Genomic DNA, 23,030 nt, shown 5'->3' on the forward strand with positions numbered 1-23,030 from the left:
GCGAGGGGCCTACCCCTTCTGCACCGCGAACTGCCCCACATCGATGCGGCCCGTCCGGAAGCCCGCCTCGCAATAGGCGAGGTAGAACTCCCACATGCGCTTGAAGCGCTCGTCGAAGCCCATCGGGCGGATTTCCTCCCAGGCGTCCTGGAAGCGCTCCAGCCAGCGGTGCAGCGTCTCGGCATAGTCGAGGCGGAACATCTCGCGCCCGGCATCCTTCAGCCCGGCCATGTCGAACTGCGCCTTCAGCGTCTCCACGCTCGGCAGGATGCCGCCGGGGAAGATGTAGCGCTGGATGAAGTCGGCGCGCTTGCGATAGCTCTCGAACAGGTCGTTGCGGATGGTGATGATCTGCAGGCCCGCCCTGCCGCCGGGTTTGAGCACCTCGGCGACCTTGGAGAAGAAGCTCGGCCAGTACTCCTCGCCGACCGCCTCGAACATCTCGATCGAGGCGACCGCGTCATAGCGCCCGGTCTCGTCGCGATAGTCCTGCAGCTTGATGTCCACCAGGTGGGTGAGCTGGTGCTTCTCCATGCGCTCGATCGCGTAGTCGCGCTGGCTCGGCGACAGGGTGAGGCAGGTCACCCGGGCCCCGACCTCCTTCGCGGCGTACTCGGCAAAGCCGCCCCAGCCGCAGCCGATCTCCAGCACGTGATCGCCCTTCTTCAGGTCGATCGAGCGCGCGAGCGCGGCGTATTTCTCGCGCTGCGCGTCCTCCAGCGACTGGTCGGGCGTGGCGAAACGCGCCGAGGAGTAGGTCATGGAGGGGTCGAGCCAGAGTTCGTAGAAATCGTTGCCGAGATCGTAGTGGGCCTCGATATTGCGGCGCGCCCCGCGCCTGGTGTTCGGGCGCAGGCGGTGGATCATCCAGTTGACGAACCGCGTCACCGGCCCGCCCCTGGTCACCCCGTCCATGGAATCCAGGTTGGCCGAGAGCACTTCGAGCACGCGGGAGATCTCCGGGCTCGTCCACAGCCCTTCCATATAAGCCTCGCCGAAGCCGACATCGCCGCCGGAGAGGACCTTGCGCACGACGGCGTAGTCGCGGATCTCCAGCCGCGCTTTCGGGCCCGCCTCGCGGCCGGAGAATTCCAGCGTGCGGCCGTCGGGCAGGACCAGGGTGAGGGCGCCCCGGCGGATCTTGGTCAGCTGCTTGAGCCCCAGCTTGAACAGGCGGGGCACGTCGGACAGGCGGGAGATCGTGTCCGGATCGGCCGGGATCGGACCAGGGGAGGCTTGCGCGTCGGTCATGGGCTCTCCTGCTGGGATACGAAGGACAAGTTTAGGCCGAACGGCGCGCCGGGCCAAGGTTTTCCGGGTCCGCTGCGTCGACGCGCCGCCCCCGGCTCGCCTGGCCGGGCGGGGCGGGGCGCGGGTGATAGCGCGCGCCCTTCAGCCACAGCCGCAGCGCCTCGCCATGGATGGCGGCGATCGTCTTCAGCGTCGAGAAGGGCTGGCTCGCGAACAGCGCGAGCAGGGTCGCGCTGGTGAGCGGCCTGCGCTCCAGGGCCATGGTGGCGAGGAAATCCGCGCCGTCCTCGCGCGCCTTGCGGATCACAAGGTGGAAGCGCTCGCCGGGCGGGCGCAGCACGAACTCGTAGCGCCCGGCGACATCGAAGAAGGGCGAGACGTGCAGGACCTTGTCGGCCTCCTGGTGCTGGCGCGGACCGGGTCCGGCCGGCACGACGTAGGCGTGGGCGTCGCCGAACGTGTTGTGGACCTGGTAGATCACGCCGAGGAGGCGATCGCCGGCCTGAGCGAAATAGATCGAGATCGGGTTGAAGACATAGCCCAGCACGCGCGGCGAGCAGAGCAGGAAGATGCGTGCGCGCTCCGCGTCGATCCCCGCCTCGGCGAAGCGTGTCCTGGCCCAGTCGGCGAGCGGGGAGCCGTCGCGGGCTCCGTGATCGTCCTCGCGGAAGCCGAACAGGTTGAACCGCCCGACCGAGAACAGGCGCGATTGCGCACCGGCCTCGCCGAGCCGGTCGAGATCGATCAGCATCATCGCGAGGCGATAGCTGAACCGGTGCCCGAAGGGCTTGAAGCGCTCGTGCACCGTGCGCCCGGCATAGATGGAGGCCGCCGCGCTCATTCGGCTGCCGCGACCGCCGCCGTGCGGCCGTCGCGGGGGCGTTCGCCCCACCGGCCGCCGTCGACATCGCCCTCCGCGAAGGTCCAGGGAATGCGCCCGCCGAGCCGCAGCGCCGCCCGCAGGCCCGAGCGCAGCCCGTCCTCGTGGAAGCCGTAGCCGAGCCAGGCGCCCGCGAACCAGGTGCGGCGCACGCCCTGGATCCGGTTGAAGATGCGCTGCGCGGCGAGGCCCGCGGCGGAGAACTGGGGATGGTCGTACTCGAACCGGCCGAAGACGAGCGCGGGGTCGGGCTCGCGCGACGGGTTCAGCGTCACGAGAAGCGGGGTCTTCGCGTCTATGCCCTGAAGCCGGTTCATGTCGTAGGTCACCGCAGCGGCCGCAGCGTCGTCGTGACGGGTATAGCACCAGGCCGCCCGTGCGCCCGAACGCTTCGGCAGGAAGCTCGTATCGCGGTGAAGCACCGCCGTGTTCGGGGCGTAGGGGATCGCGCCGAGCATCTCGCGCTCGTCGGCATCGGCGTCGGAAAGGAGGCGCAGCGCCTGGTCGCTGTGGCAGGCCAGGATGACCTCGTCGAAGCGTTCCGCGTAGCCGGCCCCGTGGGAGACCAGAACGCCGTCATCGAGCCGGGTGACGCGCCGCGCCGCCGGGGCGAAGCGCACGCCGGCCGCCTCCAGCTCGTCGGCGATGCGCTGGACATAGACCTGGCTGCCGCCCTTCACCGTCTCCCATTTGGGTCGCACGGCATTGACGAGGCGGTGGTTCTTGAAGAAGCGGACGAAGGCTTCCGCCGGGTAGCGCGCCATCTCCGCCTCCGTGGACGACCAGATCGCCGCGCCCATGGGCAGGAGGTAGTTGGTGCGAAAGCGCGTGCCATACCCCTCGCGGTCGAGATACTGGCCGAGGGTGAGGCCGGCAAGGTGCCCGGACTCCAGGTCCGCGATCGCCCGGCCGTTGAAGCGCAGGATCTCGCCCAGCATGGACACGAAGCTCGGCCGGAACAGGTTGCGCTTCTGCGCGAACAGCCCGCTCACCCCGTTCGAGCTCCACTCCACGTCGCCGTCCAGGCTGAAGCCGAAGCTCATGTCGGAGCGGTAAGTGGCGATGTCGAGATGCTCGAACAGCGCGGTGAGATTGGGATAGTTCAGCCGGTTGAAGACGATGAAACCGGTATCGACGTCGATCTTGCGCCCGTCATAGTCGATCCTGACGGTGTTGGCATGACCGCCGAGCCGGTCCTCCTTCTCGAATACGGTGACCTCGTGCACGTCCTTCAGCGCATAGGCCGCGCCGAGGCCGGACACGCCGGCGCCGATCACGGCGATGCGCGAACGGTGATGGAGGATGGGCGCGATGTCGCTCATGCGGCGTCCTTGATCTCGTTCCAGGCCTCGAGCGCGCGCTCGCGGGCCTGCTTGTGGTCGACGATGGGCCGGGGGTAGGTCTTTCCGAGCGTGACGCCGGCTTTCCTCAGCGTTTCCCGGTCGGCCTCCCAGGGCTTGTGGATGAATGCGTCGGGCAGGCCGGCGATTTCGGGCACCCAGCGGCGGACATACCGGCCCTGCGCGTCGAACTTCTCGCCCTGGCTCACCGGATTGAAGATGCGGAAGAAGGGCGCGGCATCGGCCCCCGAACCCGCGATCCACTGCCAGCCGGCCGCGTTGTTGGCGAGGTCGGCATCGACCAGCGTGTGCCAGAACCAGTCCTCGCCGCGACGCCAGTCGATCATGAGGTCCTTCACCAGGAAGGATCCCGCGATCATGCGCACCCGGTTGTGCATCCAGCCCGTCTCCCAGAGCTGGCGCATGCCCGCATCCACGATCGGATAGCCCGTCAGGCCCTTCTTCCACGCGGTGAGCGCGTCCTCGTTCTCCTTCCAGGGAAAGGCGTCGAACTTGTCCTGGTAGTTTTCCTCCGGAAATTCCGGGAAATGGTAGAGGAGATTGTAGCAGAACTCCCGCCAGCCGATCTCGCTCAGGAAGGAGTCCTCGCCCTTCGACAGCGATCCGCCCGCGCGCGCCTTCACGGCATGCCAGACCTGGTGCGGCGAGATCTCGCCATGGTGCAGGTGCGCGGACAGGCCCGAGGTGCCGGCGATGCCCGGCCGGTTGCGCGCGCTGTCGTAATCGGCGATGCGCTCGTCCAGGAAGGTCTCCAGGCGTGTGTGCGCGCCGGCTTCGCCCGGCGTCCAGGTCTCGCGCAGCCCGCCGGCCCAATCCGGCTTGGCGGGCAGGAGGTTCCAGTCGGAGAGCGCGTCGCTTTCCGGAGCGCCGCCGTAGAAGTCCAGCCTCTCCACGCGCGGACCGGGCGCACGCGGATCGCCCTTGGCCTTCAGCGATTTCCAGAACGGGGTGTAGACCCTGTAGGGCTTGCCCTCGTTGGTGGAGATGTCCCAGGGTTCGATCAGCAGGCCCGCGTTGAACGAGCGCACCTCCACGCCGTCCTGCTTCAGCGCCGATTTCAGGCGCGAATCGCGCGCGATCGCCCAAGGTTCGTAGCGCCGGTTCCAATAGACCGCGCTCGCCTGAACCTCGCGGGCGAGGGCGGGGATGATCTCGTCCGCCTTTCCCTTTCCAAGCCAGAGCCTTGCACCGGTTTCTTCAAGGTCTCGCGACAGGCTCTCCAAGCTGTGGTGAAGCCACCAGAGCGAGGCCGGGCCCGGCGCCCAGGCGCCCGGGCTCTCCAGGTCGAGGATGAAGACCGGCAGCACCGGGCGATCGCTGTCGCGCGCGGCGAGCAGGGCCGGATTGTCGGACAGGCGCAGATCCTGGCGGAACCAGACGATGACGGGCTCTCTCGGTTCGGTCATTTCCAGGCGGTCCGGTTCCAGGCAGGGCGGCACCTTGCGGGTGACGCGGGCGTCGTTGTGCAGTACTACGCGCTGGACCGCGCGGCGGATCATCCCCATCTGCGATCGATGCAGCGGGGATGCCTCGCGAAGACAACGGAGCCTGCCTTGAGCGAGAAGCCCAATTCCACCGTCGAGATCGCCCGCCCGGGCGGACCGGCCTACCGGATCGGCAACGACCAGCCGCTGTCCTTCATCGCCGGTCCCTGCGCGATGGAGAGCCGGGAGCACGCGCTGGAGACCGCGCACGCGATCAAGGAGATCGGCGAGCGTCTCGGCGCGAACTTCATCTACAAGACCTCCTACGACAAGGCGAACCGGACGAGCCTGGGAAGCGCGCGCGGCATCGGCCTGGACAAGGCCATGCCGATCTTCGAGGAGATCCGCGACAGGACCGGGCTTCCCGTCCTGACCGACGTGCACACCGCCGAGCAGTGCGCCGGTGTCGGAAAGAGCGTCGACGTCCTGCAGATCCCCGCCTTCCTGTGCCGCCAGACGGACCTGCTGGTCGCCGCGGCCGAGACCGGCCGGGTGATCAACGTGAAGAAGGGCCAGTTCCTGGCGCCCTGGGACATGAAGAACGTCATCGCCAAGGTCACCGGCGCGGGCAATCCCAACGTCTTCGCCTGCGAGCGCGGCGTCAGCTTCGGCTACAACACGCTCGTCTCCGACATGCGCGCGCTGCCGATCATGGCCGAGATCGGCTGCCCGATCGTGTTCGACGCGACCCACTCGGTGCAGCAGCCCGGCGGCCAGGGCGGACGCTCGGGCGGCCAGCGCGAATTCGTGCCGCACCTGGCGCGCGCGGCGGTCTCGATCGGCGTCGCGGCGGTGTTCATGGAAACCCATCCCGATCCCGACAACGCGCCGTCGGACGGGCCGAACATGATCCCGCTGAAGCATTTCGAGGCGCTGTGCGCCGACCTGCTCGAATTCGACCGCCTCGCCAAGTCGAGGAAGCCGGTCTCCTTCGGCTAGGCCGGCGGGACGGGGGAGCGACATGCAGCGCGCCAAGGCCGCCCGCTATCTTCAAGCCATCGCCGGCAAGCATGCCCTGTGCGTCGGCGACGTGCTGCTCGACAGCTTCGTTTACGGCGAGACCCGCCGCATCAGCCGCGAGGCGCCGGTGCCGATCCTTTCGGAGACCCGGCGCTCGGCCATGCTGGGCGGGGCGGGCAATCTCGCGCGCAACGTGGAAAGTCTCGGCGGCCGTCCGGTGCTGATCGGGGTGATCGGCGACGACGGCGAGGGCGAGGCGGTGCGCGCTCTGCTCGGCGATGGTCCGGACAAGGGCGAAAGTCCGGACATTTCCGGTTTGATCGTCGAGCCCGGCCGGCGCACCCCGGCCAAGATCCGCTATGTCGCCAACAACCAGCAGATGCTCTGCGTCGACCGCGACCCCTCCGCGCCCATCGGGGAAGCGACGCAAAATGCCGTTCTGGACGCGGTTCGTGCCCGGATAGCCGGTGCGAGTGTCCTGATACTCTCCGATTACGGCCGCGGAACGGTCACGCCCGCGCTCTCGCGCGCCGTGATCGCGATCGCGCGCGAGGCCGGCGTGCCGGTCTGCGTCGATCCGCGCGGATCGGACTATACCCGCTACGACGGCGCGCATGTGATCAAGCCCAATGCCGACGAGCTCGCCGCGGAGACCGGCCTGCCGGTGTTCGACGACACCACCGCCGAAGCCGCGCTGCGCGTCCTGAAGGACCGTCTCGGGGAGACCTCGGCCCTGCTGGTCACCCGCGGCGGACAGGGCATGTCGCTGCTGGACAGCGAGGGCCGGGTCGCCCATCACCGGGCGCGTCCGCGCTCGGTGTTCGACGTGTCCGGGGCCGGGGATACCGCGCTCGCCGCGCTCTCGCTCGCCGTCGCCGCCGGGATCGATCTGACCGACGCGATGGCGCTCGCCGATCTCGCCGCCGGGACCGCCGTCGGCAAGGCCGGCACCGCGACCGTCACGCCAGAGGAGGTCCTCCAGGACGCCGAGGGCGGGCAGGAGGCGCCCGACTGGCGCGTGATCTCGCGCGAGACCGCGTCGAGCCTTGCCGCCCAATGGCGCCGCGAGGGGCTGAGGGTCGGCTTCACCAACGGCTGTTTCGACATCCTCCATCCCGGCCATCTCGCCGTGCTGCGCCATGCGCGCTCGGTGTGCGACCGGCTGATCGTGGGGCTCAATTCCGACGCCTCGGTGCGCCGCCTGAAGGGGCCCTCGCGCCCGGTCAACGACGCCCATACCCGCGCGGTCATGCTCGCCTCGCTGGAGATGGTCGACCGGGTGGTGATCTTCGAGGAGGACACGCCCGAGGACCTCATCCGCGCGATCGAGCCGCACGTCCTCGTCAAGGGCGCCGACTACATCGCCGACGACCTGCCCGGCGCGGCCTTCGTCAAGTCGAGGGGCGGCGAGGTCGTGCTCGCTCCGCTGGTCGAGGGCCTGTCCACGAGCAATATCGTGAAGAAGCTCTCCGGGATGGATTGAGCCGTCAGGGCTTCGCCGCCGCAGCGACGCCATCCCCGCTCGCGGGAGAGGATGACCTATGTCGGCGCGCGCTTGCCCGGCCGCTCGTAGTGCACCGCATGGGCGGGCTCGCTCACCAGTTCGCGCTCCGGCCAGCGCAGGGCGGTGAGCGCACCCCCGAACACGCAGCCGGTATCGATGCAGACCGTGTTGTTGACCCATTCGGGGTCCTCGACCGGAGTGTGGCCGTAGACCACCGCCGGCGCGCCGGAATAGCTCTGCGCCCAGTCGGCGCGGATCGGCAGGCCGCGATAGTCGAGCTCCCCGGTCGGCTCGCCGAACATGGCATAGCCCTTCACCGCCCGGGAGCGCCGCCCGATCATTCCTGCGCGGATGCCGGCATGGGCGGCGACGAGCCGGCCGCGATCCAGCCAGACATGGCTCGGCAGGCCCTCGAGGAAATCGTGGGCGGCTTCTCGGAAGGCCTCGCTCTCGCGCCGGGCCTGCTCCACGGTGCGCTCCAGGCCCGCCTTGACCTCGACATCGCGCCCTTCCAGCCAGCGGCGGAACTTGTCGTCGTGATTGCCCATCACGACGTGGCCGCCGGCTTCGACCACCGCCATGGCGAGGCGCACGCAGTCCGGCGCCTTGGGCCCGCGGTCGACGAGATCGCCCAGCAGGACGATGCGGCGCCCGTCCGCCGGCGTGATCCGCGCCCGCCGCTCGGCGCTTTCCTCGAGCCATTCCACGCCGTGTCCGAGCTTCACGAGAAGCGCTTCCAGCTCGTCGGCGCAGCCATGGGCGTCGCCGACGATGTCGAACGGTCCGGTATCGGTGCGCCGGTCCTCGTCGAGCGGCTCGAAGGCGAGCGTGACGGCGACCGGATCGTCGAGGCGCGCGAGGTCGACGATCCTCTCGAAGCGCGCGCGTTCGACCTTGTTGATGAGCCGCTCGCCGTCCTCCAGCACGATGGCGACACACGGGGCATGCCAGCGCCGCGCGATCTGCAGCCAGCGATGGCGCCCGTCCGCGTCGAAGCGGTCGTTCTCCACGAGCGTTAGCCGGCGCTGTTCCAGGCGCGCCTCGGCGAGGGCCTCCTGTCCGCTCGCGCCCGGCTCGGTCGCGGCGCGCTCGGCCGGATCGAAATGGGTGCGCGCGAAGCGGTCGCGCAGCGCCCCGTCATCGCCGACCAGGACGATGAGGGCGAAGTCGGGAAGGGTGATGGCCGGGCCGGACATGGGATACGCCGTTTCGCTCTGCCCGGGTCAACGCGCTAGCCGTCGATCGGTTTGACCGGCGCGATCTCGACTTCCTCCACGCCCTCCAGCGGCGGTGCGTAGCGCGCCTCCTCTGCCATGATGGCGGTGAGTATCTCCATGCGCCGCACGGAATCGGCCTCGAGATCGGCATAGAACAGGTTGAACGGGGGCACGCGGCGCGTCTCCGCGAGCCGGTGCGGACGGCGCAGGACGCGCGAGCGCGGCGTCTCGATCATCAGGAGCCCGTTCTGGCACTGCGCCCCGGTCTGGTTGGCCAGCGGGGAGGGGTGGTCGCCGGGCGCGAGCCCCTCGGCCGCCGCCCCGCCGCGATGCAGGCGCGCCGGCGCGAAGTCCTCGCTCGTGCGCCACAGCAGCGGGTTCACGCACAGCGTGCCGCGCCCGGCCACGTAGTCGAGCCCGCCGTCCCCGGTCCAGGACATGCCGCGTTCGAGCAGCGCGTCGACCCGGTCGCGCTCGCCGGGCTCGATCGTCGCATAGGCGATGATGCAGCGCACCTGGTCGGGCTCCGCGCAGGCGGGCAGTTCGGCGAGCGGGCCGGCGAACAGGTCCAGCGGCACCGGCGCCTCCAGGATATAGGCCGCGGCGAGGCGGCGGCGCAGCTGCGGGGCGGGCGCGACCTGGTCGAGCAGCACGCCGAGCGCGTGAAGCCCGCCCTGCTGGCCCACCCCCACGACGATGAAGGGCCGGTCCTGCCCGATTTCCTGCAGGAAGCGAGCGAAGGCGCGCTGCACATCCTCATGGGCCTTGAGGCGGGCCTGGATGGAATCCTCGCGGTTGTTCATGAAGGCGTAGAGCGCGGCCTGGCGATAATGCGGCGCGTACACCGCCCCGGCGGCGAAGAACGGCCCGGCATAGTTGGGCAGAACGATCCCTGCGAGCTCCTCGGCCTCCTGCGGCCGGTCGTAGGGGGCGTTCCATTGCGATCCGCCGTCATAGGTCGTGGGATGGACCAGGAAGACCACCGGCTCGGTCTCGGTCAGCGCCATGGCGACCGGCTTCATCGCCCAGCCCCCCGGATCGGTATAGTCCGGGGCAGGGGGGACCTCGTAGGTCTGATAGGGCACGCCGGGATCGAGGAAGGTCTGGTAGATCTGGTCGCGCAGCACCCAGCTGGCCACCAGGGCGAGCGCGAGGAAGGCCGCGCCCGCCGCGGCGATCGCGGTCAGCCAGAGCGAGGAGAAGCGGGGCGGGCGTCGGATCATGATGGTCTTCCCTGCTGCACGCCGGTGAACGCGCACGGTCCGGCGCGCGTTGGCAGTTTCACCCGCGCCATCATCCCGCCGCAAGGGCGCTTATGCTGTCGGGGCGAACGTGATAAGCGTCTCGCTTCCGCCTACCCCCCCTGGAGGCTCCCCACGTGCTGCGCTGGCTCCGTAACAGCTTTCTGACCGGTATCGTCGTCGTCACGCCCGTCGCGGTGACGGGCTGGCTCATCGTGACCTTCGTCAATTTCGTGGACTCCACGATCAAGCCGCTGATCCCGGCGCGCTACAACCCGGAAAGCTATCTGCCCTTCGCCCTTCCCGGCATGGGCCTGCTGATCGCCATCCTCAGCCTGACCCTGCTCGGCGCGCTCGCCGCGAACATCTTCGGGCGCACCCTGCTGGGCTTCGGCGAGCGGGTGGTCAATTCGGTGCCGCTGGTGCGCAACATCTATGGCGGGCTCAAGCAGATCGTGGAGACGGTATTTTCCGGCGGCCAGCAGAGCTTCAAGGAGGTGGTCCTCGTCGAATACCCGATGAAGGGCAGCTATGCGGTGGCCTTCGTGTCGAGCTTCGCCAAGGGCCAGATCCGCTCCCATGTCGGCCAGGGCGAGGAGGTCATCGGCGTGTTCGTGCCCACGACGCCCAACCCGACCTCCGGCTTCCTGCTGTTCGTGCCGCGCTCCAAGGCGCTGCCCCTGGAGATGAGCGTGGAGGAAGCCGCCAAGCTCATCATCTCCTTCGGCCTGGTCACGCCCGAACACCTGCCGCCGGGCTCGATCCCGGGCGGGCCCTTGAAGAAGGGCCCCGTCAGCGAGACCGAGGGCGCGGGCTCTAGCCCGACCGCATGAGCCGTACGCCCTCGTCGCGCTCGAACAGGTAGAGCAGCGTCCTCAGCGCCTCGCCGCGCGCGCCCTCGAACGGATCGGGCCTGCCGGCCACCATCCTGGCCTGGTCGCTCGCCATGGCGAGCAGATCGCCGTGAACGCCGAGATCGGCGAAGCGGTAGTCCGGCATGCCCGACTGGCGCAGCCCCAGCGGATCGCCGGAACCCCGCAGCTTCCAGTCCTCCTCCGCGATGAAGAAGCCGTCATCGCTCTCGCGCATCACCTCGAGCCGCTTTCGCGCCGTCTCGCCGAGCTGGCCGTGATAGACGAGGAGGCAGGTGGAGGGCTTGTCGCCGCGCCCGACCCGGCCCCGGAGCTGGTGCAGCTGGGCGAGCCCGAAGCGCTCGGCGTGCTCGATCACCATGATGGTGGCGTCGGGCGCATCGACGCCGACCTCGATCACGGTCGTGGCCACCAGAAGGTCGATCTCGCCGGCGCGGAAGGCATTGGCCGCGGCTTCCTTGTCCTTCGCCTTCATCCGCCCGTGGATCAGCCCGACGCGGGCGTCCAGCGATCGCGAGAGCAGGTGATAGCGCTCCTCCGCGGCGGCGAGGTCGGAAACATCGCTCTCCTCCACCAGCGGGCAGACCCAGTAGGCGCGCTCGCCTTTCCTGAGCGCCCGGCGCAGCCCCTCTATCACCTCCGACAGGCGCTCGGCGCTGATCACGCGCGTCGCGGGCGGGATGCGCCCGGCCGGCTTCTCGTCGAGGCGCGAGACGTCGAGATCGCCGTAGACCGCCAGGGTCAGCGTCCTCGGGATCGGAGTTGCGCTCATCACCAGCGTGTCGGGGGCGCGCCCCTTCATCGTCAGCCTGCGCCGGTCGGAGACGCCGAAGCGATGCTGCTCGTCGATCACGACGAGGCCGAGATCGGCGAACTCCACCCCCTCCTGGAACAGGGCGTGCGTGCCGCACACGACCTGGACCGCGCCGGATGCGAGCGCATCGAGAATCTCCTCCCGCCCGCGGCCCTTGTCGCGTCCGGTCAGCGCGGCCACGCGAATCCCGGCCGGCGCGAGCATGGGCGCGAGCACCGCGGCGTGCTGGCGTGCAAGGATCTCGGTCGGGGCCATCACCGCGGTCTGCACGCCGGCCTCGGCCGCGCGCGCCGCGCACAGGGCGGCCACGAAGGTCTTGCCCGAGCCGACATCGCCGTGCAGCAGCCGCATCATGCGCGTGTCCGCCGCGAGATCGGCCTTCGCCGCCTCGAACGCGCGAATCTGGGCGCCGGTCGGCTCGAACGGGGCATGGTCGAGCACGGCCTGCACCTTGCGCCCGTCCCCGGTGATGACCCGGCCGGTGCGCGCGCGCCGGCTCGCGCGGGCGAGCTTCAGGGCCAGCTGGTGGGCGTAGAGCTCGTCGAAGGCGAGGCGGCGGCGATGCGGAGCCTCGAGCGCCACGTCTCCGGCCGCCTCGGGCCGGTGCAGGCGGGTGAGGGCGGCTCTCCACCCCGTCCAGCCCTCGCGCGCGATCAGGCTCTCGTCGAGCCATTCGGCGAGGTCGGGCGCCACGCCGAGCGCGCCCCTCATCGCCTTCCGCATCACGTTGATCGTGAGCCCGGCGGTGAGGGGGTAGTTCGGCTGGACGAGATCGCCCTCCTCGATCTCGTCCGGCTTGGCGACGAGGTCGGGATGGACGATCTGGATCTCGGAGCCGAAGCGCTCGGCCTTGCCCGACACCACCCGGCGCGCGCCCTCGGGCAGGAGGCGATTGAGATAATCGCGCTTGGCGTTGAACCAGACCAGGTGGAGAAACCCCGTCTCGTCGCGCAGGCGCACCTTGTAGGGCTGCTTCAGCGTCGCGGGCGGGATGTGGGCCTCGACCTCGCCCTCCAGGGTCACGATGCCTTCCTGGCCCGGCAGGCCGGCATCGGCGATGTAGATGCGCCGCGTGCGGTCGGTCACGCCCGAGGGCGGGGTGAACAGCAGATCCTTCACCCGCGCCCCGCCCGCCACCTTCGCGATCAGCACGGCCAGCCGCGGCCCCACGCCGGGCAGCGTCGTGATGTCGGCGAACAGGGGGAAGAGGGGCTGGGGGCGCATGGCACCGGGGCGCGATGAAACGGGATTCGAGGCGGGGAGCTTATCGCATTCGAGCCCCGAGGCGAGAGCGGGCTGAGCCGCGACGGGGCGATAAATTCCCATCCGGGCTTTTGGCCTGTCCTGATGCGGCTTTCGGGCCGGGTTGTCGAATGAATTTAACGGTTTGTCCCGGTTTTCCCCTGACAGGCGGTTGCCGGCGCGTTAGGGTCGGGCGACTGAAGCCGCGGCAGGAGACGCCCCCATGCCGACCTTGAAAGCTTCGCCGGCCCAGCTGTTAGGTGCCGTCCTCGCCATCGCCGCGCTCTGCGCCCCGGCCGCCGCACAGGATCCTGCAGCGCCCGAAGCGGCGCCGGCAGTGCCTGAAGGAGACGGACAGGCCATCCTGGTCATCGACGCCTCCAATTCCATGTGGGGCCAGATCGACGGCGTGGCGAAGATCGAGATCGCGCGCGAGGCGGTTTCCGGCCTGCTGGATCGCTGGAATCCCGAGGTCGAGTTGGGGGTGATGGCCTACGGCCACCGGCGCGAAGGCGACTGCACCGATATCGAGCTGGTCGCGCCGGTCGGCGCCGAGCGCCCGGTGGTCGATACCGCACTCGCTTCGCTGACCCCGCGCGGCAAGACGCCGATGACCGATGCGGTCGCCCAGGCCGCCGAGGCGCTGTCCCATGCCGACAGGCCCGCCACGGTGATCCTGGTCAGCGACGGGCGCGAGACCTGCAATGCCGATCCGTGTGCGGTCGCGAGCGAGCTGGAACGCAGCGGCGTGGCCTTCACCGCCCATGTGGTCGGCTTCGACGTCGCCGACGAGGAGACGATCGCGCAATTGCAATGCATCGCGGAGAATACCGGCGGGCGCTATGTCGCCGCGGATTCGGCCGAAGAGCTGTCCGTTGCGTTGGTGGAGACGGGCGGGGCGGCGGCCTCCGAGCCTGAACCCGCGCCGGAGCCGGCCGCTCAGCCGAGCGTCACGCTGGAGGCGCCGGAGCAAGCGGTGATGGGGTCGTCCTTTGTCGTGGCGTGGTCGGCGAGCGAGCAGAATCCGGACGACTATGTCACCATCGTGCCTGCCGGTGCCGAAGAGGGCACGTACGAGGACTATGCGAGGGTCAGGGACGATAGCGAGGCGAGCCTCCAGGCGCCGGCCGAGCCGGGCCTCTACGAGGTGCGCTACGTGCTCAAGGAGGGCCGCGTCACGCTCGCCTCGGCCGATATCGAGATCGTCGAGGCCGAGACCTCCGTCAGCGCGCCCGAGAGCGCCACGGCCGGTTCGGCCTTCGATGTGAGCTGGACGAACGTCATACATCCCGACGACTATGTCACCATCGTGCCCGCCGGTGCCGACGAGGGCACGTACGAGGACTATGCGAGGGTCAGGGACGATAGCGAGGCGAGCCTCCAGGCGCCGGCCGAGCCGGGCCTCTACGAGGTGCGCTACGTGCTCAAGGAGGGCCGCGTCACGCTCGCCTCGGCCGATATCGAGATCGTCGAGGCCGAGACCTCCGTCAGCGCGCCCGAAAGCGCCACGGCCGGTTCGGCCTTCGATGTGAGCTGGACGAACGTCATACATCCGGACGACTATGTGACCATCGTGCCCGCCGGTGCCGACGAGGGCACGTACGAGGACTATGCGAGGGTCAGGGACGATAGCGAGGCGAGCCTGCAGGCGCCGGCCGAGCCGGGCCTCTACGAGGTGCGCTACGTGCTCAAGGAGGGCCGCGTCACGCTCGCCTCGGCCGATATCGAGATCGTCGAGGCCGAGACCTCCGTCAGCGCGCCCGAGAGCGCCACGGCCGGTTCGGCCTTCGATGTGAGCTGGACGAACGTCATACATCCCGACGACTATGTCACCATCGTGCCCGCCGGTGCCGACGAGGGCACGTACGAGAACTACGCAAGGGTCAGGGACGATAACGAGGCGAGCCTGCAGGCACCGGCCGAGCCGGGCCTCTACGAAGTGCGCTACGTGCTCAAGGAGGGCCGCGTCACGCTGGCCTCGACCGATATCGAGATCGTTGAAACCGACATCGAGATATCCGGACCGGACACCGTGCGCGCCGAATCCGAAATCCGCGTCTCCTGGTCAGGCACCGTTCCCAGTCCCACCGATTTCGTCACCATCGTGCCGATGGGGGCCGAGGAAGGCGCGTACACCGACTATGAGCGGGTGCGCGATACGCAGGAGGCCGATCTCCCCGCACCGCAGAATCCCGGCCTTTATGAATTGCGCTACGTGCTCGACGAGGGGCGCCGGACGATCGCCCGGCATCCGGTCGAGGTCGTAGCCGCGACCGCCCAGCTCGATGCAGGCGGCTCGCTGGACGCGCCCGAAAGCGGCGTGGCGGGTGAAACGATCGAGATCGGCTGGTCGGCCGAGGAAAACGGAAATGACCGGCGCGTCGCGTTGGCCCGGCCCGATCAGGCCGATTTCACGTGGATCGACGCCCGGGCCGCGGACGCTGCCACGCTCTCCTTCACCCTGCCCGAAACGCCGGGCACCTACGAATTCCGTCTGCTCGACATCACCGCGCGCGATGTCCTCAGCCGGGCGATTATCGAGGTGGAGTAGGGCGGGACATTCGCGCGCGATGACGCGGCCGCCCGCCGCCGATCATGGCGCCGCAGGCGGCGCACGACTTTAGTATCAAAGCCATTCGGGGGAACCCATGACCTTGCTGAAAGCCCTTTGCGGGATCGGACCGATGTTGAAACCGGCGCTCTGCATTCTGGCGCTAACCATCATTCCGGCCTCTGGCGCCGCGGCGGTCCAGAACCCCGGAGACGTGCGCGACAACGACCGCGCCGAAAGCCGGATCGACAGCAGGATCCTGCAAAGAACGGCCCAGCAGGATTCCGAAGATGATGAGGAGCAGGGCGGCCGTCTCCCGCGCGGGGTGATCCCGAGCGGACCGACCCTGCCGGATGCCGCGCGGATCGCTGTACCGGACCTGCCGGCCACCCTGACCACGACCTACGAGGAGCGCGAACAGTCGATGATGCGCGACAGCGATCATTGCGGCCCCTCCTGGCTCACCGAGGTGACCGGCTCGGCGCTCGACGGCCAGTTCGAACAGGTCTGCAAGCGCCACGACGCCTGCTATCGCCTGCAGGAAAAGACCCAGCGCTGGTGCGACGACCGGATGGAGCGCGAGATGGATGCGATCTGCGACGGGACGAGCTGGTATCGCTGGCTCGACTGCACCGCCAGCGCCGCGATCTACAACTCCTTCATCCGCACCACCTATGGCGGGGAAGCCTATAGCGGCGACGGGGAGCCGATCCCGCCGATGGGCGAAATCGTCTCGGTCGACCGGGAGGTGATCGATGATTGGTTCAGTGACGACGAGGTGACCTATTGCGTCACGGTCCGCAATACCAGCCCGATCACCCAGGAGTACGATATCGAGCTCTATTCCGGGCAGGGCAATCTGGTTGACCGTGAGCCCGACAGCTACGAGTTCAATGTCGAGGCCGGCCGCCAGGCCACCGAGTGCGTCGGCACGAACTACAGCGCCAGCTGGAGCAAGGGCGACCTGTCGCGCCGTGTGCAGATTCTGCTGCGCGCCGACACGCCGGTCGGCTGGGCCTTCACCGACGACATGGTCGTGGTCGACACGATCGTCCAGCGCGGACGCTAGGAGCCTCCCTGGGGTCCCGCCGTTTCGACGCCGGGCCCGACCCGCGCCGCTTCCGGAGGGGTGGGGAAGAAGGAACACGCGATGCAGACGGCTTCCTTTCCTCCCCGCCGCCCCCGCGCTACATACCCCGCCCATGAGCGATGATCCCTTCTCCGACCCGAACACGCCGATCAACGATGCCGACCGCAGGAAGCGCCTGCGCTTCAGGGCGTGGCGGCGGGGATTCCGGGAGGCCGACATCATCATGGGCCGCTTCGCCGAGGACCGGCTCGACACGCTGACGCCGGGCGAGCTCGCCGAGTTCGAGCGCCTGCTCGATGCGCCAGATACCGAGGTCTATGCCTGGATCAACGGCAGCGCGCCCGCTCCGGCCAATTTCGAAGGCCCGGTGCTGGAGCAGCTGAAGGCCTTCCGCTTCGACCTCGACATGGAGGCCGGCGACGGCCCGAAGGCTTGAGCCTTGTCCGCCCCCCGGCCGGTCCGGTGTAAGATGCGCGGCGCTCTTTCCCAGCGTAGATATGCGCTAATGCCCAGACCAACCGTCAAAGCAGTAGCGTGGTAGTCGTAGTAGGAGTCGAGAATCGAAGAGGGTGAGAGTCGACTCCCACCCTCCCGATTGGACCTATTCGCGCCGCGACGGATCGCGGAAATCGTTGCCGAAGAAGATCGCGTTCATCAGCATCTTCGAGCTGCCGAGCATGTAGGCACGGAAATACGGATTGTCCGCGAACAGGATGACCGACCCGCGACCCTTGCGCTGGACATGGACCGCGCCCTGGCCGGCGAGCCCCTCGCGGTTGCGCTCGGAGGCGTAGCCCGAGAGCAGCAGGTCGCGCTCGGCATAGCGCAGCGGAGCCGCGAAGCGATTGTCCGAGAGGGCGAAGGCGCGCGTGCCGATCTTGTGCACGGGCAGGGCCTCGTCGCGGTATCCGAACCCGAGCGGGTGGCTGATGTCGATCTCGGCGGCGAGCAGGGCGCCGGAAATGTCGTGCTCCACCTCCCAGAGCTCGATCTCGCTGTAGTCCAGCGGGTCGCGGACCGGCTCCTCGCCCTCGGTCTCCGGCGCTTCGGCGGCGTCGACGAGTTCGGCGGAGGACAGACCCTGCTCGGCGGCGAAGACCGCCCCGCCGCGCGTGGCGATCAGCACGCCGCCCTCGCTCACCCAGTCGCCGAGAGCGGTCTTGAGCGGCTCGGCAAGCGCATCGTAGCGGCCGTCGGGCAGCAGGATGTGGCTGTAGCGCGACAGATCGGCGCGCGCGAGATCCCCGGCGTCGATCATCGAGACGTGCATGTGCATCTCGTGATCGAGCAGATGCCACATCTCGCCCGCGTCGTAGGCGCTGACCGCCTCGCCGGTGACGAGCAGGATGTCCGGGCGCTCCACCTCGGCGACGTTGAACCCGCCGAGATCGGAGCCGGTGGCCGTGTAGGACGTCGCCGCGGCATGGACGCGCACCCCGTCCTCGGCGGCGGCACGCTCCATCAGGGCGTGAATCTCCTGCGCGGAGAGCGTCTGACCCGCGACCGGCACGATCAGAGTGCCGGGGGCCAGCTCGATGGAGCCCTGCGTCGTCTCGATCTCGATCCGGTCGGGAATGACGCGCACCCGCAGCCCGTTCTCGAGGAGACGGTAGGCCGCACGCGGGGCGTGGAAGGCGTTCCAGTCGAGCAGATAGGCGACCCCGCTCTCGTCGGGAGCCGGGGCCGCGCGCTCGAAGCCCTCCAGGGGCTCGCCGGCCACGTTGCCGCCGAACAGCCCGCCGCGCAGCGGGGCGTAATCGAGATCGTAGGCGAGCGGCTGGGTCCAGCCCGAGACGTCGTAGAACGCGCTCTTCTCCTCGATGATCCGGGTTTCGAAGAGCCCCTCGACCACCCGGTAGTTCGGCTGGGCGAGCGGGACCACGAAGGCCTCCCCCGGCGCATAGCGCACCCCGCCGGCATTGACCGGCTGGGCCAGTTCGCGAACCTCGATGCGATGCACGGCGAGCATGTCGAGGAACTCGGCGAGCCGGCCCCGGTCATGGGAGGTGAAGACATAGGCGTTGACCGGGTTCTGCGCGGCCAGACGCTGGCTCTCCCGGTAGAACGCGCGCTGATGCTCGAGAAGCTCGCGCCGGTGGGCATGCGAGGACTCGATCAGCGCGATCGCGGTGCGGGCCTGCTGGCCGACCTTGTCGTCATAGCGCAGCGTGCCGTGCTCGGTCTCCTGGATCAGCCCGCGCACCGAGCTCTGCTCGAACAGGTAGGGGATGCCGCCCAGAAGGCCGGGATAGCTCGACCCGTAGCCGAGGTAGAAATCGTCGAAGACCTCCTCGCTGACATAGAGCGCGCCTTCCTGGTCGAGCTGCCGCTGCAGCACCTCGCTCATGCGCAGATTGAGCTGCAGCGCCTCCTGGCTCAGAAGCGGGTGCAGCCCGTCGAGCGGTCCGGGAGAGAAGAAGAAGGTGGAGTCCGGCCCCATCTCGTGAAGGTCCGCCGCGACGTTCGGCTGCCAGTGATGGGTCGCCTCCACGAGCGCGACCGCCTCCGGCTGGGTGACCGGGAGCCACTGCCGGTTGAGGTCGAACCAGTAATGGTTCATCCGCCCCCAGGGCCAGGAGCTGGTGTGCTCGCGATGCTGGGGATCGGCCACCGCCCGTTCGGCATGGTGCATGTTGATGTATTCGGCAAAGCGGTTGGCCCCGTCCGGATTGATCAGGATGATCTGGTGGATGACGGTGGTGTCCAGCAGCGCCTCGATCTCCGCGCCTTGCGCGGCGGCGAGGTAATACAGGAGCGGCGCGCTGGAATCGTAGCCGGAGGATTCGCTGCCGTGCACGCCGTGCGTGATCTGCACCACGACCGGCATGTCCTCCGCGACGGTCGCGTTGGCCTGCGGATCGGACAGGGCGAGGTGGGCCTGCCGGATCTCCTCCAGCCGCGCCTGGTTCTCCGGCGAGGTGGTGGTCACGCGCAGGATCGGCCGGCCGAAATGGGAGTGTCCGATGACCTCGACGCTGACCCGGTCCGAGGCCGCGTCGACGGCGCGCGCATAGGCATGGAGCATTTCGGGCGTGGAGATGATCTCGCCCACGGCGAAGCCCGTCACGGCCTCCGGTTTCGGGATCGCGGCGTCATAGCGGACATCGCGGGCGAGCAATGTCTCGATCGGCTTCGGTTCGTAGCGCTCCGCACTCGCACCCGCCGTCAGCGCCATCGTGGCCAGCCCGGCCGCCAGAAATCTCAGCATGCTCACTCCCCGGTTCTATCGGTTTGCAGCGAGCCTAGGCCCCGGCGGGCAGAGGTCAAGCTTGCGTGAAGGTCCGTCACAGGGGCTGATCGGGCCGGAAAATCGGTCTAGATCAGGGCGCTCCCGCATGACGAGGACGACGACATGATCCTGCCCGCACTGGCGCTCGCCCTGACCCAGGCCGCTCCGGCCGAGCCGGAGGGGGACGTCATCGTGGTCACCGGCGCGCGCGGCGTCGAGGCTGCCGAGGAACTCGCGACGCCCGTCGCCGTTTTCGACCGCGGCGAGCTCCGACGCCTCGGCGCGCAGCACATCGCCGAGGTGTTGAACCGGGCGCCCGGCGTGTTCATCCATCGCGGCAACGGGGTGGAGCACCTCACCGCGATCCGCTCCCCGGTCTTCACCGGTGGGGCCGGGGCGGGGAGCTTTCTCTACCTCGAGGACGGTATCGCGCTGCGCGCAGCGGGGTTTGCCAACATCAACGGCCTGTTCGAGGCCGTCGACGACCTCGCCGGGCGCATCGAGGTGATCCGCGGCCCCGGCGCGGCGGTCTATGGATCGAATGCACTGCATGGCCTGGTGAACGTCCTGACGCCCGAGCCGGAAACGGCCGGCCGCCTTGCCGAGATCGAGGCCGGCAGCTGGGGCCGGGTGAGGGCGCGCGCCTTCGCGGGCGGAGCGACGCGCTTCGGCGCAGGCTTCATCGGGGCGAGCGTGCGCCACGAGGACGGCTGGCGGGAGGAGGCGAGCCTCGACCGTTTCACCCTGCAGACGCGGCTGGACGGCGAGACGGGCGCGATCGACTGGTCGCTGCGCGCCAGCCTCGTCGATCTCGACCAGGAGACCGCAACCTTCGTGCGCGGCTTCGAGGCGTACGAGGACGAAGCCCTGTCGCGCCAGAACGCCGACCCGGAGGCCTTTCGCAATGCGCGCGCGCTGCGCGGCGCGCTGCATCTCGAACGCCCGCTCGCCGGGGACTGGCGCCTGCAGGGGGCGGCCTACGGACGCAGCAACGAGATGGATTTCCGCCTGCACTTCCTGCCGTCCGAAGCCCTGGAGACGACCGGGCACGATTCCCTGGGACTCCAGTCGGCCCTGGTGCGGGAAACCGCGAGTTCCCGCCTGATGATCGGCCTCGATGGCGAGATAACCGAGGGTTTCCTCACCGAGAACCAGACCCGGGCGAGCTTCGGCTCGTTCCCGCAGGGGCTGCACTACGACTACGAGGTCGAGGCAGCCGTCTGGGCCGCGTTCGCACAGGGGCGGCTCGACATCACGGAAGGCGTCTCGATCGAGGGTGGGGCTCGGCTGGAGGAGACGCGCTACGCGTACGACAACCGTATCGCCAGCGGCAGCTTCGGGCGCTTCCTGCGCCCGGGCGACCGCACGGACGACTTCACCACCTTCGCGCCTCATCTCGGATTTGTCTGGCAGATTTCCGAATCATTTGACGTTTTCGGCCGCGCGGCCCGCGGCGTGCGGGCCCCGCAAACTGCCGAACTCTACCGGCTCGACACCGGTCAACAGGTCGGCGGCTTCGAACCCGAGCGCCTGGACAGTCTCGAACTGGGCACCCGGGTGCGCACCTGGAAGGAAGGCCGGCTGGAGGTCGTCGCCTTCACCATGGACAAGGAGAACGTGTTCTTCCGCGATGCCAACGGCTTCAACGTCTCCGACGCGGCAACGACCCATGACGGCGTCGAGGCCTCTCTGGTGCAGCCGCTGGGGGAGGCGCTGACCCTGTCCGGTTCGCTGACCTGGGCGATCCACGAATATGCCTTCGCCGATGCCAGCGAGGGCATCGCGCCAGGAAACCGCGTCGACACCGCGCCGGAATGGCTGTGGAATCTCCGTGCGCTCTGGACGCCGCACGAGGCCGTTTCGCTCGAAGCGGAATGGATTCACGTCGGGGAGTACTTTGCCGACGCGGCCAACACTGCGGGGTACGAGGGCCACGACCTCTTCAACCTTCGCGGGGCCTACGAGGTGGGCGAGGGGGTCGAGGCGTTCGCCGCGATCCGCAACGTGCTCGACGAGCGCTATGCCGAACGCGCCGATTTCGCCTTCGGCAGCCACCGCTACTTTCCCGGAGAGCCGCGGGCGGTCTCGATCGGGGTGCGGGTTTCCGGTTAGGCTGGATGCAAAGGGAGAATCTTCGATGAGAGCCATCTTTGTCGCCGCCGCGGCGCTGGCCGTGGCCACGCCCGCCTTCGCGCAGGACTATTTTCCGAGCGCCGACAGCGCCGCCTGGGAGCGGCGCGATCCGGCCGCGATGGGCTTCGACCCCGAGGCCCTTGCCGCGCTCGTCGCGTTCGCGGTCGAGAACGAGACGCGCCACGACGATCCCGAGCTGGAGGCGATCTCGCCGGCGAGCAACCTGCCCGTGACCGTGCCCCTGACCTGGTCCTACGAACCCTTCTCCTCGCCGATCGGACCCCTCAAGGCCCGCGGCGGGCCGGCCGGGATCATTCTCAGGGACGGCTACATCGTCGCCGAATGGGGCGATCTCGAACGCGTCGACATGACCTTCTCGGTGTCCAAGACCTTCCTGAGCCACGTCGTGGGCCTTGCCGTCGACGACGGCCTGATCGCGAGCGTCCACGATCCGGTGTCGGCCTATGTGGAGGATCCGCTCTTCCACACCGATCACAACGCGCCGATCACTTGGGACCAGATGCTGCGCCAGACGAGCGGATGGTGGGGCGAGCTGTTCGGCAAGCCGGCCTGGGCGGACCGTCCGGACCGCGACGATCCGGCGAGCGACCTGGTCGCCGGCCCGCCGGAGCCGGGTTCGGCCTGGGAATACAACGATGTGCGCGTGAATGCTCTGGCTCTGGCCGCACTGTATGTCTGGCGCCGGCCGCTCCCGGAAGTCCTCGAGGAGCGGATCATGGGCCCGATCGGGGCAAGCGGGAGCTGGATCTGGCACGGCTACGAGAATTCATTCGTCGAGATCGACGGGCAGGTAATCCAGTCGGTCTCCGGCGGCGGGCATTGGGGCGGCGGGATGTGGCTGTCGGCCTACGACCAGGCGCGCCTTGGCCTGCTGGGCCTCAATCGCGGGCGCTGGGAGGGCGAGCCGCTGCTCTCCGACGCGTGGTTCGAGGCCTCGCTCACCCCCACGGACGTGGCGCCGGGCTATGGCTACATGAACTTCTTCCTGAACCGGCCGGAAGTGGAAGGCGCCGCGATCCGCGTGGAAAGTGCGCCCGAAAGCGCCTTTGCCTATCTCGGGGCGGGTACGAACATGATCTATGTCGATCCCGAACACGAGATCGTCGCGGTGGTCCGCTGGATCGACGGCGGGGCGCGAAACGAGTTCATCGCGCGCCTGACCGCGGCGATCACCGACTAG

The 23,030-nt window shown here is 68.9% G+C and carries 16 protein-coding genes; 8 read left to right on the forward strand and 8 right to left on the reverse strand.

The window, feature by feature from the left end:
* Positions 1 to 9: 9 nt before the first annotated feature.
* Genes JW792_RS04700 through JW792_RS04715 form a run of 4 tightly spaced genes read right to left on the reverse strand, consistent with a single transcriptional unit; the run spans position 10 to position 4,991 of the window.
* Positions 10 to 1,251, reverse strand: a complete 1,242-nt coding sequence (locus JW792_RS04700) for an SAM-dependent methyltransferase (protein WP_135996915.1) — start codon at positions 1,249 to 1,251, stop codon at positions 10 to 12.
* A gap of 31 nt (positions 1,252 to 1,282) precedes the next feature.
* Complete coding sequence (locus JW792_RS04705) at positions 1,283 to 2,092, reverse strand: DUF1365 domain-containing protein (protein ID WP_135996913.1); 810 nt, start codon at positions 2,090 to 2,092, stop codon at positions 1,283 to 1,285.
* Positions 2,089 to 3,453 carry an NAD(P)/FAD-dependent oxidoreductase gene (locus JW792_RS04710; RefSeq protein WP_135996911.1) on the reverse strand — a complete coding sequence of 455 codons (1,365 nt, stop codon included), beginning with the start codon at positions 3,451 to 3,453 and terminating at the stop codon, positions 2,089 to 2,091. The genes JW792_RS04705 and JW792_RS04710 overlap by 4 nt, the downstream gene beginning before the upstream one ends.
* The gene (locus JW792_RS04715; protein WP_241095059.1) at positions 3,450 to 4,991 is read right to left on the reverse strand and encodes a cryptochrome/photolyase family protein; all 1,542 of its coding nucleotides are present in this window, start codon (positions 4,989 to 4,991) and stop codon (positions 3,450 to 3,452) included. The genes JW792_RS04710 and JW792_RS04715 overlap by 4 nt, the downstream gene beginning before the upstream one ends.
* Positions 4,992 to 5,045: 54 nt before the next feature.
* Here JW792_RS04715 and kdsA point away from each other — a divergent pair, with 54 nt between their 5' ends.
* On the forward strand, positions 5,046 to 5,915 hold the full coding sequence (kdsA, locus tag JW792_RS04720) for a 3-deoxy-8-phosphooctulonate synthase (RefSeq protein WP_241095060.1): 870 nt from the start codon (positions 5,046 to 5,048) through the stop codon (positions 5,913 to 5,915).
* 22 nt (positions 5,916 to 5,937) lie between these two features.
* Positions 5,938 to 7,419, forward strand: coding sequence for a D-glycero-beta-D-manno-heptose 1-phosphate adenylyltransferase (gene rfaE2, locus JW792_RS04725; RefSeq protein ID WP_135996907.1), 1,482 nt, complete (start codon positions 5,938 to 5,940; stop codon positions 7,417 to 7,419).
* 56 nt (positions 7,420 to 7,475) lie between these two features.
* Here rfaE2 and JW792_RS04730 read toward each other — a convergent pair whose 3' ends face one another.
* Both JW792_RS04730 and JW792_RS04735 read right to left on the reverse strand, forming a co-directional pair.
* Positions 7,476 to 8,636: a metallophosphoesterase gene (locus JW792_RS04730; protein ID WP_135996905.1), complete on the reverse strand. Its 1,161-nt coding sequence runs from the start codon at positions 8,634 to 8,636 to the stop codon at positions 7,476 to 7,478.
* Between the two features lie 35 nt (positions 8,637 to 8,671).
* The gene (locus JW792_RS04735) at positions 8,672 to 9,880 is read right to left on the reverse strand and encodes a DUF3089 domain-containing protein (protein ID WP_135996903.1); all 1,209 of its coding nucleotides are present in this window, start codon (positions 9,878 to 9,880) and stop codon (positions 8,672 to 8,674) included.
* Between the two features lie 155 nt (positions 9,881 to 10,035).
* Here JW792_RS04735 and JW792_RS04740 point away from each other — a divergent pair, with 155 nt between their 5' ends.
* Positions 10,036 to 10,731, forward strand: a complete 696-nt coding sequence (locus tag JW792_RS04740) for a DUF502 domain-containing protein (protein WP_135996901.1) — start codon at positions 10,036 to 10,038, stop codon at positions 10,729 to 10,731.
* On the opposite strand, the gene recG is transcribed toward JW792_RS04740, so the two are convergent.
* Positions 10,715 to 12,808 (reverse strand): ATP-dependent DNA helicase RecG, encoded by a 2,094-nt coding sequence (gene recG / locus JW792_RS04745; RefSeq protein WP_135996899.1) that lies wholly within the window; start codon positions 12,806 to 12,808, stop codon positions 10,715 to 10,717. The two genes, JW792_RS04740 and recG, sit on opposite strands and share 17 nt — an antisense overlap.
* Before the next feature lie 241 nt (positions 12,809 to 13,049).
* Here recG and JW792_RS04750 point away from each other — a divergent pair, with 241 nt between their 5' ends.
* The 3 genes from JW792_RS04750 to JW792_RS04760 all read left to right on the forward strand — a co-directional run bounded on the left by JW792_RS04750 (position 13,050) and on the right by JW792_RS04760 (position 16,903).
* Complete coding sequence (locus JW792_RS04750; RefSeq protein ID WP_206340902.1) at positions 13,050 to 15,377, forward strand: VWA domain-containing protein; 2,328 nt, start codon at positions 13,050 to 13,052, stop codon at positions 15,375 to 15,377.
* Between the two features lie 97 nt (positions 15,378 to 15,474).
* Entirely contained in the window at positions 15,475 to 16,446 is a 972-nt protein-coding gene (locus tag JW792_RS04755) for a hypothetical protein (RefSeq protein WP_135996897.1), read from the forward strand.
* Between the two features lie 133 nt (positions 16,447 to 16,579).
* Complete coding sequence (locus JW792_RS04760; protein ID WP_135996895.1) at positions 16,580 to 16,903, forward strand: FAD assembly factor SdhE; 324 nt, start codon at positions 16,580 to 16,582, stop codon at positions 16,901 to 16,903.
* A gap of 165 nt (positions 16,904 to 17,068) precedes the next feature.
* Here the strand turns inward: JW792_RS04760 and JW792_RS04765 are convergent, their stop codons facing one another.
* Positions 17,069 to 19,675, reverse strand: a complete 2,607-nt coding sequence (locus JW792_RS04765) for a M14 family zinc carboxypeptidase (protein ID WP_135996893.1) — start codon at positions 19,673 to 19,675, stop codon at positions 17,069 to 17,071.
* Between the two features lie 144 nt (positions 19,676 to 19,819).
* On the opposite strand from JW792_RS04765, the gene JW792_RS04770 reads away from it, so the two are divergent.
* Positions 19,820 to 21,808 (forward strand): TonB-dependent receptor, encoded by a 1,989-nt coding sequence (locus JW792_RS04770; protein ID WP_135996892.1) that lies wholly within the window; start codon positions 19,820 to 19,822, stop codon positions 21,806 to 21,808.
* A gap of 25 nt (positions 21,809 to 21,833) precedes the next feature.
* Positions 21,834 to 23,030, forward strand: coding sequence for a serine hydrolase domain-containing protein (locus tag JW792_RS04775; RefSeq protein WP_135996890.1), 1,197 nt, complete (start codon positions 21,834 to 21,836; stop codon positions 23,028 to 23,030).

Origin of the sequence: Marinicauda algicola, assembly GCF_017161425.1 — a bacterium.
Taxonomy (GTDB): Bacteria; Pseudomonadota; Alphaproteobacteria; order Caulobacterales; family Maricaulaceae; genus Marinicauda; species Marinicauda algicola.

Bases quoted from the DNA above. Each gene is read 5' to 3' on its own strand.
- JW792_RS04760 (WP_135996895.1), top strand. From the start codon at position 16,580: ATGAGCGATGATCCCTTCTCCGACCCGAACACGCCGATCAACGATGCC.
- JW792_RS04735 (WP_135996903.1), bottom strand. From the start codon at position 9,880: ATGATCCGACGCCCGCCCCGCTTCTCCTCGCTCTGGCTGACCGCGATC.
- rfaE2 (WP_135996907.1), top strand. From the start codon at position 5,938: ATGCAGCGCGCCAAGGCCGCCCGCTATCTTCAAGCCATCGCCGGCAAG.
- JW792_RS04775 (WP_135996890.1), top strand. From the start codon at position 21,834: ATGAGAGCCATCTTTGTCGCCGCCGCGGCGCTGGCCGTGGCCACGCCC.
- JW792_RS04715 (WP_241095059.1), bottom strand. From the start codon at position 4,991: ATGATCCGCCGCGCGGTCCAGCGCGTAGTACTGCACAACGACGCCCGC.
- JW792_RS04710 (WP_135996911.1), bottom strand. From the start codon at position 3,453: ATGAGCGACATCGCGCCCATCCTCCATCACCGTTCGCGCATCGCCGTG.
- recG (WP_135996899.1), bottom strand. From the start codon at position 12,808: ATGCGCCCCCAGCCCCTCTTCCCCCTGTTCGCCGACATCACGACGCTG.
- JW792_RS04765 (WP_135996893.1), bottom strand. From the start codon at position 19,675: ATGCTGAGATTTCTGGCGGCCGGGCTGGCCACGATGGCGCTGACGGCG.
- JW792_RS04770 (WP_135996892.1), top strand. From the start codon at position 19,820: ATGATCCTGCCCGCACTGGCGCTCGCCCTGACCCAGGCCGCTCCGGCC.
- JW792_RS04750 (WP_206340902.1), top strand. From the start codon at position 13,050: ATGCCGACCTTGAAAGCTTCGCCGGCCCAGCTGTTAGGTGCCGTCCTC.
- JW792_RS04705 (WP_135996913.1), bottom strand. From the start codon at position 2,092: ATGAGCGCGGCGGCCTCCATCTATGCCGGGCGCACGGTGCACGAGCGC.
- JW792_RS04730 (WP_135996905.1), bottom strand. From the start codon at position 8,636: ATGTCCGGCCCGGCCATCACCCTTCCCGACTTCGCCCTCATCGTCCTG.
- JW792_RS04755 (WP_135996897.1), top strand. From the start codon at position 15,475: ATGACCTTGCTGAAAGCCCTTTGCGGGATCGGACCGATGTTGAAACCG.
- JW792_RS04700 (WP_135996915.1), bottom strand. From the start codon at position 1,251: ATGACCGACGCGCAAGCCTCCCCTGGTCCGATCCCGGCCGATCCGGAC.